At 33.7% G+C, this 17,987-nt stretch carries 21 protein-coding genes; 11 read left to right on the top strand and 10 right to left on the bottom strand.

The genetic code is table 11. From position 1 onward, the window contains the following. Positions 1-43 precede the first annotated feature (43 nt). Complete coding sequence (gene mmp3, locus HNP90_RS06870) at positions 44-1,549, bottom strand: methyl-coenzyme M reductase-associated protein Mmp3 (RefSeq protein WP_011977531.1); 1,506 nt, start codon at positions 1,547-1,549, stop codon at positions 44-46. A 238-nt stretch (positions 1,550-1,787) separates the two neighbouring features. Here mmp3 and yhbY point away from each other — a divergent pair, with 238 nt between their 5' ends. The 5 genes from yhbY to HNP90_RS06845 all read left to right on the top strand — a co-directional run bounded on the left by yhbY (position 1,788) and on the right by HNP90_RS06845 (position 3,989). Then, positions 1,788-2,171, top strand: coding sequence for a ribosome assembly RNA-binding protein YhbY (yhbY, locus tag HNP90_RS06865; protein ID WP_011977532.1), 384 nt, complete (start codon positions 1,788-1,790; stop codon positions 2,169-2,171). A 239-nt stretch (positions 2,172-2,410) separates the two neighbouring features. Then, positions 2,411-2,836: a 30S ribosomal protein S19e gene (locus tag HNP90_RS06860; protein ID WP_011977533.1), complete on the top strand. Its 426-nt coding sequence runs from the start codon at positions 2,411-2,413 to the stop codon at positions 2,834-2,836. 24 nt (positions 2,837-2,860) lie between these two features. Next, on the top strand, positions 2,861-3,220 hold the full coding sequence (locus tag HNP90_RS06855; protein WP_011977534.1) for a DNA-binding protein: 360 nt from the start codon (positions 2,861-2,863) through the stop codon (positions 3,218-3,220). A gap of 9 nt (positions 3,221-3,229) precedes the next feature. Then, complete coding sequence (locus HNP90_RS06850) at positions 3,230-3,817, top strand: DUF7411 family protein (RefSeq protein ID WP_011977535.1); 588 nt, start codon at positions 3,230-3,232, stop codon at positions 3,815-3,817. Between the two features lie 16 nt (positions 3,818-3,833). Then, positions 3,834-3,989 (top strand): 50S ribosomal protein L39e, encoded by a 156-nt coding sequence (locus HNP90_RS06845; RefSeq protein WP_011170103.1) that lies wholly within the window; start codon positions 3,834-3,836, stop codon positions 3,987-3,989. A 52-nt stretch (positions 3,990-4,041) separates the two neighbouring features. Here HNP90_RS06845 and HNP90_RS06840 read toward each other — a convergent pair whose 3' ends face one another. Next, a complete protein-coding gene (locus HNP90_RS06840) occupies positions 4,042-5,343 on the bottom strand; it encodes a phenylacetate--CoA ligase family protein (protein ID WP_011977536.1) in 1,302 nt (433 codons plus the stop codon). Positions 5,344-5,486: 143 nt separating this feature from the next. Beyond that, on the bottom strand, positions 5,487-6,233 hold the full coding sequence (comB, locus tag HNP90_RS06835; protein ID WP_011977537.1) for a 2-phosphosulfolactate phosphatase: 747 nt from the start codon (positions 6,231-6,233) through the stop codon (positions 5,487-5,489). An 18-nt stretch (positions 6,234-6,251) separates the two neighbouring features. Between comB and HNP90_RS06830 the strand changes: the two genes are divergently transcribed. Next, positions 6,252-6,896, top strand: coding sequence for a DUF116 domain-containing protein (locus HNP90_RS06830; protein WP_011977538.1), 645 nt, complete (start codon positions 6,252-6,254; stop codon positions 6,894-6,896). Positions 6,897-6,956: 60 nt separating this feature from the next. Next, complete coding sequence (locus HNP90_RS06825; protein ID WP_011977539.1) at positions 6,957-7,994, top strand: TRC40/GET3/ArsA family transport-energizing ATPase; 1,038 nt, start codon at positions 6,957-6,959, stop codon at positions 7,992-7,994. A 47-nt stretch (positions 7,995-8,041) separates the two neighbouring features. On the opposite strand, the gene cfbA is transcribed toward HNP90_RS06825, so the two are convergent. The 5 genes from cfbA to HNP90_RS06800 are packed head-to-tail and all read right to left on the bottom strand — an operon-like array spanning position 8,042 to position 12,161. Continuing rightward, the gene (cfbA, locus tag HNP90_RS06820; protein ID WP_081430736.1) at positions 8,042-8,512 is read right to left on the bottom strand and encodes a sirohydrochlorin nickelochelatase; all 471 of its coding nucleotides are present in this window, start codon (positions 8,510-8,512) and stop codon (positions 8,042-8,044) included. 60 nt (positions 8,513-8,572) lie between these two features. Beyond that, positions 8,573-9,334 (bottom strand): ABC transporter permease, encoded by a 762-nt coding sequence (locus tag HNP90_RS06815; RefSeq protein WP_011977541.1) that lies wholly within the window; start codon positions 9,332-9,334, stop codon positions 8,573-8,575. 9 nt (positions 9,335-9,343) lie between these two features. Further along, a complete protein-coding gene (locus HNP90_RS06810; protein ID WP_011977542.1) occupies positions 9,344-10,726 on the bottom strand; it encodes an MATE family efflux transporter in 1,383 nt (460 codons plus the stop codon). Next, complete coding sequence (locus tag HNP90_RS06805; RefSeq protein ID WP_011977543.1) at positions 10,727-11,701, bottom strand: daunorubicin resistance protein DrrA family ABC transporter ATP-binding protein; 975 nt, start codon at positions 11,699-11,701, stop codon at positions 10,727-10,729. A gap of 1 nt (position 11,702) precedes the next feature. Then, positions 11,703-12,161 carry a PadR family transcriptional regulator gene (locus tag HNP90_RS06800; protein WP_011977544.1) on the bottom strand — a complete coding sequence of 153 codons (459 nt, stop codon included), beginning with the start codon at positions 12,159-12,161 and terminating at the stop codon, positions 11,703-11,705. Between the two features lie 112 nt (positions 12,162-12,273). Here HNP90_RS06800 and HNP90_RS06795 point away from each other — a divergent pair, with 112 nt between their 5' ends. The 3 genes from HNP90_RS06795 to HNP90_RS06785 are packed head-to-tail and all read left to right on the top strand — an operon-like array spanning position 12,274 to position 15,027. Then, on the top strand, positions 12,274-13,401 hold the full coding sequence (locus HNP90_RS06795; RefSeq protein WP_011977545.1) for a site-2 protease family protein: 1,128 nt from the start codon (positions 12,274-12,276) through the stop codon (positions 13,399-13,401). A 20-nt stretch (positions 13,402-13,421) separates the two neighbouring features. Then, on the top strand, positions 13,422-14,279 hold the full coding sequence (cofF, locus tag HNP90_RS06790; RefSeq protein ID WP_011977546.1) for a coenzyme gamma-F420-2:alpha-L-glutamate ligase: 858 nt from the start codon (positions 13,422-13,424) through the stop codon (positions 14,277-14,279). 13 nt (positions 14,280-14,292) lie between these two features. Then, positions 14,293-15,027, top strand: a complete 735-nt coding sequence (locus HNP90_RS06785; RefSeq protein ID WP_048060441.1) for an ABC transporter permease — start codon at positions 14,293-14,295, stop codon at positions 15,025-15,027. 27 nt (positions 15,028-15,054) lie between these two features. Here the strand turns inward: HNP90_RS06785 and HNP90_RS06780 are convergent, their stop codons facing one another. Continuing rightward, positions 15,055-15,321 carry a hypothetical protein gene (locus HNP90_RS06780; protein WP_048060442.1) on the bottom strand — a complete coding sequence of 89 codons (267 nt, stop codon included), beginning with the start codon at positions 15,319-15,321 and terminating at the stop codon, positions 15,055-15,057. A gap of 78 nt (positions 15,322-15,399) precedes the next feature. Between HNP90_RS06780 and cfbE the strand changes: the two genes are divergently transcribed. Next, a complete protein-coding gene (gene cfbE / locus HNP90_RS06775; protein WP_011977549.1) occupies positions 15,400-16,602 on the top strand; it encodes a coenzyme F430 synthase in 1,203 nt (400 codons plus the stop codon). Here the strand turns inward: cfbE and HNP90_RS06770 are convergent. Further along, positions 16,599-17,975 carry an HD domain-containing protein gene (locus HNP90_RS06770; protein ID WP_011977550.1) on the bottom strand — a complete coding sequence of 459 codons (1,377 nt, stop codon included), beginning with the start codon at positions 17,973-17,975 and terminating at the stop codon, positions 16,599-16,601. The two genes, cfbE and HNP90_RS06770, sit on opposite strands and share 4 nt — an antisense overlap. Positions 17,976-17,987: the final 12 nt, after the last annotated feature.

Raw genomic sequence — 17,987 nt, 5'->3', positions numbered from 1 at the left:
CTCCAGTTAAATAATAAAGAAATAAAAGTTTCACATAAAGTTACTAGTTTTTATTAACTTCAAGTATGTATATGTTTTCGCCCTGTTTAACGCTTTTTAAAATTTCCGAGTTTTTAACTACTTTTCCAACGACATTTGTACCTTCAAAAGTTTCTCCCGTAGGTCCATATTTATCGTTTGAAGAAGTTCTAACTCCAATATATCCTTTGTATTTTTTAACCATGTTTGTAACGGCAATTATTCCAGGATCAACAGATTTTTCAGGCGTATTTTCAGGCAGTAATCCTTTTGAATAATCCCAATCTCTTTCAAACATTGAAATGTCATCGTGTCTGAAATAAATCTTCAATGTACCGATTCTTTTTGTAGTAAGTCCCGTGATTTTTCTAAAGTACCAAGCGGTAGTTGGGGCATCTTTGTCGTATATTTCGACATATAATAATTTTTCAGGTTCGATTCCCTTTGTAGTAACTTCTTTTGATTTTAATATATCCATTGTACATTCCGGGATTTGTTCAACGATTATGGCATCTTCATTTATATTTCCATCCATTTTTAAGGCTATCCCATGTTTTCCAAACAAAATTTTGGCATCTTTTTGTGTTTTTCCAATTACATTGAGTCTTTCAGGGCTCGTTTTTACTGTAATATACCCAGAATTTGAAAAATCAACGATTTCAATTCCATCTGTAACTTTCCCAACTACGGTATGGGACAGGGATGATGCACGGTTTTCTTGATAGATGTATACTTTCCCAACGCCATTTCCAATATTTCTAACAGTAATAGTTCCTCTATCTCTATCTTCAGGATTTTCTTCATCTATCAAAAGGGTTTGAAGTCTACAATCTGCAACATACGTGTTTGTATTTTCCGATATTTCTAAAGTGCCGTTTTCAAGAATTGCAAGGGTATGTTCCGTACTTTTCGAAGGGCCATCAAATTCTGCTTTACAGTAAGTGTATATTTTCCAATCATCCTGAATTTCTTTGTCTAAATCAGTAGTTATTTCATAATTGATATTTTCTTTTGATTCCCGCATCTGTTCTATTGATATTATTGTATCCTTGGCAGTCAATGTTTTTAAAACTCGTTTTCCACCAATTAATATACCTATTTTTGGATTTTCAAGCCCGTATAATTCCAATACATCTCTTTGAACGAATATCAGATTTCCTTCACTAGTATCTAGTCCTGAAACGCTTAAAACAACGTCCCACTTTTTAAAATTTTGTTTTAAGCTACTTACCGGAAGGGGTATCTCTATAGATCCAAAAGATACATCAGAAATACTTTTCCAGATCAGAGATTTATCTTCAAATGATTTGTAATTTTTATTCCAGAAAGCAACTGTTTCATTTTCTTCAGTTATTCCAACTACAAATGAGCCCTTGGTAGTTTTTATCAGGTATTTCTTAGTTTCTTCCTTAATTACTGTGGAGGTTCCTTTTATAATCACGATATTTGATCCCGGAATATAATATTCGTCTTTTATTACGTCTTTCAAGGTTTTTCCGGATTTTGGGTTGTTGTTTACTAGTACATTCATATAACCAGCCCCTTTTGGCTTCTTAAATAATATTCCAAATAGTATGATAAAAATTTTCCAAAAATATATTTATACTTAAATAACAATAAGTATGTTGCTAACTGTACATTATATATATGATATTTTAAATAACTTAGCGGACAGATTAATTTATTGATTATCGTAATAATTTTACTGTTTTAATGGAAAATTAACTCATGACATCAAATTATGCGCATACATATCAAGGAGAGAGATTATGACCGAAAATACTGAAATAAAGATATCATCCAAAGCCAAAAAGATGTTAAGGTCCCAATCACACGAAATCGAACCAGTAGTCTGGGTTGGAAAGGAAGGGATCGATAAAACTATCGAAGAAATTAAAAGGCAGATAAAAGATAAAAGCCTTATAAAAATTAAAGTAAGAAAAAGTGCACTTGAAAGTGGCGATAAAACAGAAATGGCTGAAAAAGTTGCTAAAGAAACCGGTGCAGAAATTATTAGCGTAGTTGGAAATGTTATTACTATTTTCAAGCCAAAAGAAGGATGGAAAAAGTATTCAACAAAGAAAACAAAGAAAGAAAAGTATGTTGAAGAATTTGAAGAAATGCGGTCTAAAAAAACACTCCTTAAACGATAAAGGATTATTTTAATAAAGGATGATATTTTAACCTTTTTTTCATTTTTTACTCTTTTTTTACTCTTATTTATATTGCTGAAAATCGGGGAAAGTAATATATATGGGATACGATTATTATAATAAGATTGCTCGGTCTTAAGGATTTTTAAATATTGTTTTAATGAATCCGTTAATTGTCCAGATTATCCGAATATGAGTTACAAAAGGATGAACTGAACGTTATTATTAGAGGTGTTTACATGGTAACCGTTTACGATGTACCAGCAAACGATTTAATCGCAAAGTTAGCTGAAAAATTGAAAGAAATGGGCGTAGAAGAGCCTGAATGGACAAGCTTCGTTAAAACAGGGGCTCACAAAGAAAGAAGACCTGACAACGAAGACTGGTGGTACGTAAGATGTGCTGCAATATTAAGGAAAGTATACATCAACGGCCCTGTTGGTGTTGAAAGATTAAGAAGCGTATACGGTGGAAGAAAAAACAGAGGATGCGCTCCTGAAAAATTCGTTAAAGGTAGTGGAAACATTATCAGAACAGCTTTCCAAGCTTTAGAAGCTAAAGACTTACTCGCTAAAGCTGAAAATGGTGGAAGAATCATTGCACCAAAAGGCCAATCTTTAGTAGACAACACTGCAAAAGAAGTAGCTGATTCAGTAGCACAATAATTTAATTTTATTAGAGGGGGTTTCATGAACCCGGAAGAAATAAGGCAAAGAAGATTGCAGGAAATGCAAGCAAAAGCTCAAGAGCAAGGGGCAGCAAATGATCCTGAAGCTCAGAGACAAGCGCAAGAGCAGCAAATGCAATACGAAATGCAAAAACAAAAAATTCTCAGGCAGATTCTTTCTGAAGACGCAAGATCGAGATTAGCAAGAATAAAACTTGCAAAACCTCAGTTTGCAGAACAGGTTGAAATGCAGTTAATACAACTCGCACAGGCAGGAAAACTTCCAATTCCACTCACTGACGAGTACTTTAAGGGCCTTCTCGATAGAATATACGAGATGAACAAACCTGCTAAGAAAGAAATCACAATAATGAGAAGATAATTGATTCATATGAAAGCTCACGTTTTATTCAGCGGTGGAAAAGATAGTTCCCTTTCTGCCATAATTTTGCATAATCTGGGCTATGAAATTCAATTAGTAACCGTTAATTTCGGAGTTTTGGATTCATACCGTCATGCAGAAGAAACTGCCAAGATAATTGGCTATTCTCATAAAGTTGAGTCATTGGATAAGGAATTAATCGAAAAATCTGTTGACATGATTTTAAAGGATGGATATCCTGGAAACGGGATTCAGTTTGTGCACAAGCAGGTTCTCGAAATAATTTCCGAGAAATACGATGTGATTGCAGATGGTACAAGAAGAGATGATCGTGTTCCAAGACTCGATCACTCTGAGATCCAGAGCCTTGAAATGAGGAAAAATATTCAGTACGTGACTCCTTTAATGGGATTTGGTCACAAAACTTTAAGAAATCTAGTTAACAATTACTTCATAATTTCTGAAAAAGAAAGTGAAGAACTTTTGAAATCAGATTATGAAACCGAAATAAGGGAGTTAATACGGCAAAGAGGAATCGATCCGCTTGAATACTTCCCAAAACATATTCAATCAAGAGTTATTGGTTTAAAACGATAAGTTCAGAGGTGAAAAGATGGCAGGCAACAAACCTTTGGGTAAAAAAATCAGACTTGCAAAAGCTTTAAAACAGAACAGAAGAGTTCCTATGTTTGCTATTGCAAGAACAAAAGGAAGCGTTAAACAGCACCCAAAAATGAGACACTGGAGAAGAAAAAACCTTAAAAAATAATTAAAATATCTTCTTTTTTTCATCAAATTTAAAATTAAAAAAATAATTGAATTTAATCGAAGTTTCTTAAGTCTTTTACACGTTTTGCTTTACCTTCAAACCTTTCAAGGGTTCTAGGCTGGACTATATTTATTTTAGAGCTTAAACCAAGTACTGTTTTTAATTTGTGATCTACTTTTTTACTGATCTGCTCAAGGCAGCTGAATTTTTCGAGGAATTTTCCATCCGCAAGTTCAATGTTGATCGTCATCTGATCAAGGTGCCCGTTTTTAGTAACAATTATTTCATAGTGTGGTCCGATTTCTTCGATTCCTTCTAAAACACTTTCAATCTGTGTTGGAAATACATTTACTCCTCGAATGATTAACATGTCGTCGCTTCTTCCTTTCATTTTTAACATTCTTGCGGTGGTTCTTCCGCATTCACATTTTTCGTAAGTGAGGCTCGTCATGTCTTTTGTTCTGTATCTAAGAACTGGAAGAGCTTCTTTTGTAAGTGTTGTAATGACGAGTTCTCCAACTTTGCCTTCAGGTAACACTTCACCGGTTTTTGGATCGATTATCTCTGCAATAAAGTGGTCTTCAGAAATGTGCATTCCACATTTGAATTTGCATTCTCCAGAAACCCCTGGACCCATTAATTCACTCATACCGTAGTTTTGTGTGGCCAACATTCCCCATTTTGATTCAATCTCCGCTCTTGCAGATTCAGAGCACGCTTCTCCACCGAAAAGACCTATTTTTACTTTCAAGTCTTTTTTAGGGTCAATTCCCATTTTCTGTGCAACTTCTGCAATATAAAGGGCGTATGATGGAGTGCAGATCAAAACTGTTGTTTCGAAGTCTTTCATAAGCATTAACTGTTTTTCAGTATTTCCGCTTGAAATTGGAATTACAGAAGCTCCAACGTTTTCAAGACCGTAATGTAGCCCAAATCCCCCTGTAAAAAGTCCATAACCAAATGCAACTTGAGCAGTATCTTCATCAGTTACTCCTGCAGCACTTACAACTCTAGAAATTAGTTCTGCCCAGGTATTGAGATCTTTTCTAGTGTACCCTACAACAGTTGGTTTTCCCGTGGTTCCCGATGACGCATGGATTCTCACAACTTCTTTTTTTGGAACTGCAAACATTCCAAAAGGATAATTAGCTCTGAAATCATCTTTTACCGTAAAAGGAATCTTTTTAAGGTCATCTAACGTGTTTATATCTTCCGGTTTTAATCCAATACTGTCAAATTTTTCCTTATATAGTGGGACATTTTCATAAGCCTTTTTTACAGATTCTTTCAATCTTTCAAGCTGTATTTTTTTGATTTCATTTCTATCCAGTGTTTCTTCTTTGGACCAGATCAATTTGCTCTCCCCCATCTTTTTTATCCGATTTAATCTTAAATTACCAAACTCTGACGAAATTAAACAATTAAATTAAAAATAATCCTTCAATTATAAGATTATTAATATAAAAACTCAAGTTTAATTATATATTATTTTCTAAATTAGATAGGTAAAACGGTTCCAGATTTTTTATCAAAAATTCCAACGGAGTTCTGGCTGTTTTTCGAAGTGCAGAATATTAAATCTTCAAAGTAACCTAATTTTTTCAAGTTTTCTCCGGAATTTGACTCAAATATCTTTCTTACCCAGTCAGATTTAGTCAAAGATCTTGCAGGAATCAATTCTTCAAATTTTTCATTGGGAATTTCTTCATCGTATTCTTTAAAAAGATAATTTGCAATAATTCCGGCCCCGATAAAATCTTCAACTGCGAAATTTCCTTTTCTGTGTGCTGGAACAAGCATTATTCCTTTTTTATTTTCTTTTGCAATTTTGTAGGCTTTTTTAGCAACTGCTTCTGCGTTTGTAATTGAACCTATCAGGACGTGGTTTGAAACGATACTTTCAAGAACTCTCGTTCCGTTTGTTGTAGTTAATACAATATTTCCCCCGTTATTTGCATGCTCTTTTATTAAATTTTTATTCACAATTAATTCAACAGGAGAATTTCCAAAATCGAATCCTTCAATTTTTTGAGCGTTTCTTTCACCTATTTTAATAGAATTTTCTATTTTTTCGGCTTTTTCGAGACTGTCTGTTATATATATCTTGTCACATAACTCAAGTAGTGTACAAATGGTAGTAGAGGCCCTTAAAACATCGATTACAATAACGCAATAATCGCTAAAATCAACTGTTTTTGGGTTTTCATCGCTATCAAAAAAATCAAAAGAAATTGAAATTTTCATTTAGTTCACCGTGATAAAATGGATATTAGTAGTATGTGGATTTTTGAGTATTTGGGGATAATTTCATCAATATTAATTGTTTTAGCAATTCTTTTATTGTTAACTGCAATTATTCTCGGATATTATCTTTTAAAGAAGAATAAAATCCTTTTTCCTAAATTATCATTGTATATTACAAATAACTTTTATTCCATTCTATTAAGAATGTTTCTAATAATTGGAACGGAAGATACATTTTACAAAGTTGCGAGTGACTTTTATAACAAGTACTACTGCGAAGAATTTAAAAAATCAAAAAATAAAGTTTTAATCCTTCCACACTGTTTGAGGGACTTAAAATGCCCTGGAAAACTCGGTCCTGATGGGGTAGAGTGCATATTCTGTGGAAAATGTCCAATTGGAAGAATAATAAAAGTTGCTGAAGAAAATGGCTACAAAACTTACGTGGTTCCAGGTTCTACTTTTTTAAAGAGAGTTTTAAAAGAGAAAAGGCCAGACGGAGTTTTTGCAGTAGCATGCCATAACGACATGTTTCATGGAATGAATTCACTTTCGAGAAAGAATATACCTATTCAGGGACAACTTTTAATGAAGGATGGATGTATTTCAACACTCGTAGATGTTGAAGAATTAATTAGTCGACTTAAAAATGAACCGTGTTAATTAAAAACCTATAAAAACGTGTAACTACTAAGTATCTTAGATTATCAGTAAGGTGATATTTTGGTATTATCTAAATTAAAGGAATCATTAAAAGGAATTACCGCTAAAAAACTTGAAAAAGAAAACGGAACCAAGTACATCATGTTTGGTGGAAAAGGTGGAGTTGGAAAAACTACAATGAGTGCCGCTACAGGTATTTACTGTGCAGAACAAGGCATGAAAACAGTTGTAGTTTCAACAGACCCTGCTCACTCATTAAGAGACAGCTTCGAACAGTCATTTGGTCACGAACCAACAAAAGTAAACGGCATGGAAAACCTCTATGTTGTAGAAATTGACCCGGAAGTTGCAATGTCTGAATACAAAGAAAAATTAAAATCACAGATGGATGAAAATCCAATGATGGGCGGAATGCTTGAAGATCAACTTGAAATGGCTTCATTATCTCCTGGAACTGACGAAAGCGCAGCATTTGATGTATTTTTAAAATACATGGACAGCGACGAATTTGACATAGTTGTATTCGATACCGCACCAACTGGACACACGTTAAGATTCTTGGGTCTTCCAGAAATTATGGACAAATACATGACCAAAATGATCAAGTTCAAAAAACAGATGAGCGGTTTCATGAACATGATGAAAAAAGTCATGCCATTTGGCGGTAAAGGCGAAGATGTAGACTACGATAAAGCCTTGGAAGAAATGGAAGTAATGAAAGAGAGAATTACAAAAGCAAGAGGAATTCTTGCAAATCCTGATAGAACAGCATTCAGACTTGTTGTAATTCCTGAAGAAATGAGTATTTTAGAAAGTGAAAGGGCAATGCAAGCTTTGAACAAGTTTAAAATACCTGTAGATTCAGTTATCGTAAACCAGATAATCCCTGAAGATGTGGAATGTGACTTCTGTAGGGCAAGAAGAAGCTTACAGGAAAAAAGACTTGAGCTCGTAAAAGAAAAATTCGGCGACAAAGTTATCGCAAACCTTGAATTATTGAGAACTGAAGCAAAAGGACTCGAAGTTTTAAAAGAGATTGCACACAAACTCTACACAGAATCTAAATCTGAAGAAAAAGAAGAAGTAATCGTAGCGTAATTAAATAAAATACTTTTTTTATTTTTTTAAAATTAAAAAAATTTAAATTAAAGTCCGTTAGCTCTATCGAGGACTATATCTATAATTCTATCATCTGCACCCATCGGTTTTCTGTAAACTAATTCAACACCTTCTGGAATATCTACCTTTTCAGTGTCGTGATGGTGGTGATGGTGTTCGCAATCGTGGTCGTGATGGTGGTGATGTCCACAATCATCGTCTCCTTCATAAATTCCAAGTATTTTTGGAATATCTCTTTCAGTATGGTTTCCTGGAGCTAAAAATACCGGGGTTACGATTACTTTTTTAGCGCCTGCATCAATTACTTTCTTTATCGCTTCAGGGATTGTAGGTTCGTTGAATTCCATCATACCTACTTCTACAATGTCGTAAATATTTCTTGCTTTTATTTTTTCAGCAACTTCTGTAACAACGTTTTTTGAGTGTGGGAGTCTGCTACCGTGACCTACCAAAACCAATGCTTCCATAATATGCACCTGTAATATTTTTGAATTCATTTTTAATATTTAGGATTATTTTACTTTACAGCCATATATAACTTACGTTTTAAATAGAAATTATTCGATAACTGCCTTTTCAAACGTATACATGGCTATAATTACGAGAGAAATGCTGAGAATCACTAAAATCGAGACATCTAGCATAATTGGAAATCTCGAAAAACCTGCCAGAAAATATCTTGCAGAATCAACAGCATATGTTAGTGGATTTAAGTATGCCAGAGTTTTCATCCAAATCGGCATTGCATCTATCGGATAAAATGCACCGCTCAAAAATATCAACGGTTGCATTAAAAGACCAAATATCAAATGAAAACCTTCTTGGCTGTTTATTTTTAATCCAAGGGTCATTCCAACACTCGCAAATGCTGTGGCTAGAACAAAACTTGTAAAAACCACCGGAATCATTCCATACGGGTTTAATGATACTAAAAAAAGGCTCAGTACCATTATTAAAACACCTTGAACGAGTGCTGTAAGGGAGTCCCCCATAATTCTACCTAAAATTGCTTCGCTTCTCGAAGTTGGGGCAACTAACGTTTCTTTTAAAAATCCAAACTGTTTATCCCATATAACAGTAACACCGCTAATGAAGCTTCCGCTAAATACTGTCATTGAAACTACTCCTGGAATCAAATACGTCAAGTAGTCAACTCCACCAAATATTTCTCTTGCTGCAGGGAAATTAAAGGCCCTGCTCCATCCGATTCCAAAGAAAACTAGCCAAACTAGCGGGTTTAATAAGGATCCAATTACCCTGGATCTTGCACGGGTAAATCTCCTAAGTTGTCTGTAAAGCATAGCTGAAAATGCGTCCATATCAATCACTTATCTAAATTTTACAGTTTCTGGTGTTAATGTTGTTTTTAATTGTTTTATTGTGTATAGTCCAAGTAAAAATGCAATGGATACTGCAATAACGTGCCCTAAAATCATTCCAAACCAGACGCCTGTTAGCCCCTGGTTAAATACTACTCCAAAGAGGTATGCCATTGGAACTTGCAGGATTATCGTTCTTAGGAATGAAATAAACAATGAATTTTTTCCCTTTGAAACGCCCTGAAACATTGCAGCAGTAAGCACTGCAAGCGGCATTGTCGGGTAGAATACAAACATGTATTTTAAAAATACGAGCAAATCTCCCAAAATATGCACTGAAGTTTCCGAGTAGGTAAATAAATAAGCAATCTGATTTTCAAATAATAAAATTAACGCTGCAACCACCAATTCAATGAGAATTCCCATTTTTATAGCATATTTGTATGAAATTTCCAGTTTTTCAGGATTTGCAGAGCCATACGCTGCTCCAGTTACCGCAGTAACTCCTGCTGCAAATCCCACCATAGGAATGACCCCTGTGGACACTATTCTCCAGCCGGTGGAGAAAACTGCAATTCCATCGTTTCCACCAGCTTTTGCTACAATTGCAGTCAATAAAAACATTGAAAAAGCCATCGTAAGCTGTGAAACGGAAGCAGGAATTCCTATTGAGAATATTTCTTTTATAATGTTCAAATTCATTTTAAAATCCTTAAAATGAATATTCACAAACGTATCTTTTTTTACGAAAAGCCAGTATACAAATAAAAGGCTTGTAATTAACATGGAAAGCAATGTGGCCCATGCGGCACCTGCAATGCCCATATTCAATACATATATAAAAATCGGATCTAGGACGATATTCAAAACTGATCCAAGAATTATTGCATACATGGCTCTTTTAGTGTCTCCTTCTCCTCTCAAAATTGCATTTGCAATATTTGTAAAGAGCAGTACAACAGCACCGCCGAATAAAATTGTGGAATATTCAACTGCCATTGTAACTGTGATTCCAGATGCTCCGATAACTGAAAAAATGGTCCCCAAAAATGGAATAAAGCTAATTAATAAAATTCCAAGAATTATTCCAAGTACGACGGAATGAACCGCAATATTATCTGCTGCGCTCTTATTATTCTGTCCAATTCGTCTTGAAATTGCGGAACTTCCACCAATTCCTACACCGTTTGAAATCGCTATCAATGCGAACGAGAATGGAAAGAATAATCCAATTGCTGCAAGAGCGTCAGATCCAAGTCCTGCAACCCATATTGCATCGATTATGTTGTATAACGACTGAAAAGACATTGCAATAACCATGGGTATCGAGATTTTTACAATGGCTTTTTTAGGGTCTCCAAGTAGGTTTTGAACACCTTTGGTGGTTTTCATTTAAAATCCTCTCCTTCCCATCATCATTAGAGGACGCATACTTATTTTTGAGTTTTCCCGTTCAGCCCTTATTTCTCTTCCAGTTAATTTTATAAAGACGTCATTTAAATTTGGCTTTTTATAGCTTATTTCCTGAATTTTCAGGCCATGTTCCTGTGCGAATTCGAATATTTTTGGAATTTCAGAATCTGCATTTTCAGTGTAATAATGTACTCTGCCATCTTCTTTAAGTTCACACTTTTTCGAATCCAAGTCTTTTGGAATTTCTTCAAATTTTATAGAAATGCAATCATGTCCAACGATTTTTTTAAGCTCGTTTACAGTTCCTTCGGCAATAATTTTTCCGTTATCGATTATTGCAACTTTATCGGCCAAAAGCTCTGCTTCATCCATATAGTGGGTAGTTAAAAATATGGTCATATTATTTTTTTTCTGCATCTTTTGGATATACTCCCAGATATGTGACCTGGTTTGAGGGTCAAGTCCGATTGTAGGTTCATCCAAAAATAAAACTTCGGGTTCGTGAATTAGTGACCTTGCAATTTCAAGTCTTCGAACCATTCCCCCACTGAAATTTTTTACAACCGTGTCTTTAACTTCCAAAAGCTCTACGAAGTATAATAATTCATCAATCCTCTTTTTTAAGTCCTCTCCTTTATATCCATATATTTTTCCATGAATATAGAGATTCTCATAAGCTGTTAATTGATTATCGAGGGTAGAATCTTGAAAAACAATTCCTATGGTTTTTCTAACTTTTTTAGGATCTTTAGACGCATCAAATCCTGAAATCAATGCACTGCCCGATGTTGATCTAAGTAGTGTTGTGAGCATGTTTATTGTGGTGCTTTTTCCAGCACCGTTTGGACCCAAAAATGCGAAAATTTCTCCTTTTTTAACATTAAACGAGACATTATTTACTGCAGTATTCGTATCAAATTTTTTTACCAGATTTTTTACTTCGATTGCATACATGTTATTCATCCCCGTATTCAATTAGATAACGAATATCTTTTGCGCATTTTTGCATTATCTCGCCTATTTTTTTCCTTTTTTCTTCATCCATATCAATAAATTCTTCAAAAGCCAAATGAACCGCTTTTTTAAGTTCACTTCCGCCGCCATTGTGGAAATAGTAAAGCGCTTCAGATTTTTTCATGCAGTAATCTACTTTTTCACGGTTTTTTTCTAAAAATGAATAACCTGTTTCAGTTAATCTGTAGATTTTTTTACCCCTATCTTCTGTTTTTTCAACTTCAATAAGGCCATTAGTTTTTAGATTGGATAATATCGGGTAAACCATGCTCGGGCTAACTGAAATTCCCGTGATTTCTCCGATTTTCGAAATCAAAAGGTAACCATGAAGGGGTTCTTTTTCAAGAAATTTTAGTATCAAAATTTTTATTAGTTCCTTTACTTTTTTACCATGCTTCATTGTATCACAAAATATATCTTAAGATATATTGTATTATATATAATATAAAAAGTTAAGTACTTTTGAAACATTTTTATTTGTAACTCTGATAATTACAAACGGTGAAGAAAAAATGGAACTTACGTCAACCGCAGTACTGTTGTTTTTTTTAATATTTTGGACAGTTCTGTATATTACAAATTATAATAAAGATAAATTGAGAATTAATTTAGATTTAAAAACATACCTGGGAATTTTTGGTATTTTAAGAACACAAATTGGAATGAATACGATAAAAAAACTTGGAAAATACAAAATATGGCAGAAACTTGCATATCTTTCAATTCCCGTATGTGTTGTAATAAGTATTTACACATTTTATGCATTTATTCTATCCACTGTTGGACTTTTTGATGGAACTGTTGAAAAAGAAGCTGCTAAACCGATTATATTTTTATTTGGAAGTACAATTCCATGGATTCCAGGAATTTTGGCAATAATTATTGGAGTTACAATTCACGAGCTCTCACATGGGATTGTTGCAGCATCATTTGGGCAGAAGATAAAGAGTTCTGGACTTTTAATGGCTTTGGGAATTCCTATGGGTGCATTTGTAGAACTCGGCGAAGAATTTAAGGATTCAAAACCTAAAATCAGAGGTGCAATTGCAGCAGCAGGCCCGATTTCAAATGTACTTGTGTTTTTCCTCGTACTTTTTGCAATGCCCTATTTTACAGGAATGAATTCAAACTTAACGATAACTGAAGTTTTAGAAGATGCTCCAGCTTATGGAATAATCTTTGAAGGCGATGTAATTTATTCTATAAATGGAAAAACGGTTAATTCTTTAAATGATTTTTACAATGCAGTAAGTGATATAGAACCAAAACAAACTGTCAAATTGGTCGTTTTAAGAAATAACGAAGTAAATTCGTATTTTATAAATACATCAGAAGAAGGAAAAATGGGGATAGTTTCAGAACCTTCAAAAACCGTATTATATGTACTTCAAACGCTTTACTGGACTTCACTATTAAACATGCTTTTAGGATTTTTCAATTTACTTCCAGCAGCCCCTCTCGATGGATATCACATCTGGATGGCATTACCTGATACAATAAGGGACTTTAGAAAGAATAACTGGTTAGTTTCAAAACTCGCAAATTTGGTTGGATGGATAATCAGTGAAAGAAATTTAAACTCGATAAGTATATTTGTATGGCTGGTGATACTAGCTTCAATGATATACTCATTCATTTAAACGTTAATATTGGGTGAATAATGATAACGATTGCCTGTGTAGAAGGAGGCTCTACAGTAAACTCCATTAAAAAAGCTATTGAAGATTTGGGCGAAAAATGTGATGTATTACTGCTTTCTAGCGATAATTTATTGATTGATACTGAATTTAATATTGAAACAGACCTGATACACTCAAGATGCGGTATTGGGGATTATTTGGATAGGTTGACCCTTTTTTCATGGCAGGTTCTAAAAAATCTGGAATCAGAAGGGCACTATTTCATAAACCCGCTTGAAACAATTTACAATTCATCAGATAAATTTAAAGCAGCAAAAATACTTAGTAAAAACGGACTAAAAACGCCAAAAACTGCACTGGTTCGTGATTACGAGGACGGAAAACACTTTTTAAACACGACTAAAATGGATTATCCTGTTGTATTAAAAAATTCCTTTTCAAAATGTGGGACGAAAGTGGATCGTGTAAATTCAGATTCTGAGTTAAAGAAACTTTCAAGAAATGCAATCTGGGAGAACAAACTGATTCAGGAGTATGTGGATTTTAAAGAAGGGGACACATATAAAGATATGAGAATACTCGTAATTGACGGGGATGTTATCGGGGGTTATCGAAGAGTTAGCGATAACTTCATAACCAATCTTCATATTGGTGGTCGAATTGAGCCTTTAAACGTATCCTCAGAACTTGAAGAAATGGCATTAAAGTGTTCTGAGTGCATGAATGGTTATATTATGGGAATCGATATCCTGCCTAAAGAGGGTGAATACTATATTGTCGAAGTAAACACTGCTCCGGGTACAATTGGTTTTCGATCTCTTGGAATCGATGTTGATAAAAGAATTGCAGAGTGCCTTATAAAATACAAAAAAAGCTAAAAGATGATAAAAAGTGTTTGAATCTCTTTTAATTTCCTTTTCATTTGTGTTACTTTCTTTAATATTGATATTTAAGGAAAAACTCGGTATCGGAAAAGAAATATTTGTCGCAGAACTTTTGGCACTGGTTCAGCTTTTTATTTTGGGATATATCATCGTTATCGTATTTGATCTAGGAATTTATTATGCGGGAATTATGATACTATTTATGATATCAGTTTCAGCGTTCATGGTCAAAAGAAACGTAACAAAAGAAAAAAACAGAAAAATTGTATTCACAGCATTTTTATCGAATCTTACCATTGCGATTATAGCTTTGACTATCTTAACCCTGTCAAAAACAATATTATTCGAAGTACGTTACTTAATTCCTTTAATGGGCATGGTTATTGGGGGTTCTACAAATGCAATGTCAATAGGGCTTGAAAGATTTTTGAGTGATTTAAAATCCGAAAAAGATGTACTTTGGGGTTATCTTGCACTTGGGGCAACTGAAAAACAATCGGTACATAGTTTTGTTAAAAAAGCAGTTCGGGCGGCACTGACACCGCATTTAAACTCTACAAGGGCAGTTGGACTTATATTCATTCCTGGGGCAATGGTTGGAATGCTTCTTGCAGGGACTGACCCTTTAGAAGCTGCAAAGATTCAGATAACAATAATGTGGATGATAATGTCTTCGAACATATTTTCTGTTACAATTGCCTGTTACCTGCTTTATAAAGAATTTATCTATCAAATATCTTAATAAATTATCGTACCGATCTGACCAACACTATAAAAAAAATACTGAAAAAACGGCCACAAGAACGAGTGCAACAAGTTTGCATGCATAAGGGGTTACTGAAAATGCCATAATAATCAAGGCAGTTATTATCAACGCAATAATACTTTTATTTGGACCCCTAAAAATGAAAAAAACAGATATGGAAACAATTCCACTCACAAATAACGGATAATATACACCACAATGCCCGAAAACCTGTTCAAATAATAAACTGTATAAATTAACAATTAATTCGAAAATTTCTGTAATACTCAAAACTATCCCTCGGATAATTCCCAAGAAATATTAATTAATGATTTAAAAATGTAACAAAAACAATTTTCTGGTGAATAAATGTTAATCATCGATATTAATCACGGTGCTTTGGATCTTGCAGTAGAATATGAAAAATCCGGGAAAAATCCGGTAATTTGGGATATCTATGGAAAATTGGAGCGAGATGAAAAATTTAAAGAGTGTAATAAAAATATTTTATCAAAATTTAAAATAATTTCAAAAAAAGAAATGCCGGATTTTTCAAATTATACAGAAGTTATAGCACCAGTGCACTGTCCTATCGATGTTGAATTTAAAACGTTTCACGATGCAGTTTCTGAAATCATTTCTAAAAAGTATCCAGGAGTTATCGAAAAAATGATAACTGTAACAGGAGTTAAGGGAAAAACTACAACCACTGAACTTTTAAAACATATATTGTCTGAAGAATATACTGTTTACTGTCACAATAGTAATGATGGATCGATTACTCCGATAACTGTGCTGAATATATTAAATAATTTAAGTGATGAAAGAAAACTTCAAATTTACGACTTTTTTATATTTGAAATTTCACTCGGGATTGTTTCTTCAAAATATTCTATTTTAACAAATATTTTGGAAAACTACAAAATTGCGAGAGGGATGAGAAGTGCTTCTATAAAAATAGATTCTCTAAAAAATTCCAAAATCGCAATTATTAACGACGATGTGATTAATATTTTCGATGTGAATCATAAAAATTTAAAAGTCGTTAAAAATGCAAATATAATTTCAAAATACCCTTTAAAATTTAATTATTTGAAAAATGACTTCGAATTCAATGAATCTATTCTTGGAAGTCACTTTATAGAAAATTCAATTTTTGCAATTGAATTGTGTTCAAATTTTTTAAGTTTTGAGAAAATAAAAAACAGCCTTAAAAAATTTAAAATCGAAAACCGGATGAATGTGGAAAAAAAGGAAGAATATACAATTGTAAAAAATATAAATCCTGGGCTCGATTTAAAAGCAATAGATTATGCGATATCTGATTTTTTAAGTTTGTTTGAGAATGGAATGGTAATTGTTGGTGGGGACTTTGGATGCACCTGCGAAGAAATAAACATCGAAAAACTGGCAGAGTTAATAAACCAATATCTTAAAAAAGGAGTTAAAATTACGATCGCAGGAGATGTTGGAATATATTTGAAAAAATATGTTAATTTGGAAATGGTCGATATTAAAAATTATGAATTTAAAGACAATACTTTGGTAGTTTACCGCTCGAAACTGTGTTAAATATCTATGGAAACCGCAGTGTAATCGTATCTATATGTTCCGCGTACGGGTTCAACTTTTTTGTCAACTAATCCGCAGAATATCAATTTTTGAAGTTCAGAATGGAATTCTACATCGTTTGGACTTTTTTTCAGGAGACCTGCTAGTTTTGTAACTCCTTGAACGGTCCCCTGTTCGTTTAAAACATCTAAAATTGAATTAGCAATTGGTTCGTCACCGATAAACTCAAATAAGAATTTTTCCTTCTCTTTTATTAATTCAGATAGTTTTTTTGCAGATTCGGGTTCTGAATAGACCATAATACTCCAAGATTTCTTGTAAGCTTCTTTTAGACTCTCTGCAAGAGGGGATATTTCATCGAGTCTTTGTTTTCTGTCCCCCATCATGACAGTGATTCTATGTTCGGCCATTTTAGGAGGTTTTGGAATATCTAAAAAGATTCTCGATTCAAAATATTCGGTCATTTCGTTTTCAATGAGGCCCATTTCGTTTTCAGACAGATTTATTAAATTCCATCTCTCTTCGGGGGACAATTCATTGTACCGTTGAATGGAAATGCTTTTAAATAAATCTCTCTTATCCAATCTCTTCATCATTTCATTTGCAGGGCCTTCAGATTGCCTTAGTGTGCATATAAGATCAATATCATCCATTACCGATAAATCGCTTAGTTTGAAGACGTCATCTTTTATTGCATCGATCGTTGCATTTTTTATCATAGTTTCTGAAATTCTGGATGCGGGATGCATATAAACAGTTGGATACATCTGATATCGTGCAGTAAGGAGTGATTCTACAGTAGTTCTTCCTTTTTCAATGATTCCGAGTTTATTAGTATCTTCAAGAACTACAATACTTCGTATAAGTCGTGGAATATCGATTGAACCATAAGCTACCCCGGTGTGGTGGCTATCTCTTACCAAATAATCCATTCTGTCAGCATCAACATCCCCGTGAATCAAAGAACCTTCTAAACCCTTTGATGAATAGACATCCAAAACATCTTTTGAAGTATAGTTCTCAAAACTCATTTTTTTTATTTTTTCTTTAGTAAATTCTTCATGTTCATATCCTGCAACTTCTAAAGTATGTGAAAAAGGAGGGTGGCCAATATCATGCAGTAATGCAACGATTTTGGTTAGATTTTTATCAATATTTTCTAAATTTTTGGCAATTTCACCTGCAACGTGCATTGTACCTATAGAATGCTCAAAACGAGTATGGTTTGCACTAGGATATACTAAGCAAGTAAGTCCGGTCTGCTTAATATTTCTCAATCTCTGAATTTCGGGCATATCAACTATTGAAATCTCTTCTTCATTAAGTTTGATATCTTTGTGGATTGGATCCCGTATTATTTTGAGTTTTGACATGCTACAAAATAT

It is taken from the genome of Methanococcus maripaludis (assembly GCF_013760955.1).
GTDB lineage: Archaea > AGJL01 > Methanococci > Methanococcales > Methanococcaceae > Methanococcus > Methanococcus maripaludis_A.
Note: the sequence above shows the minus strand (reverse complement) of the source record. Positions and strands in the feature narration are given on the sequence as shown.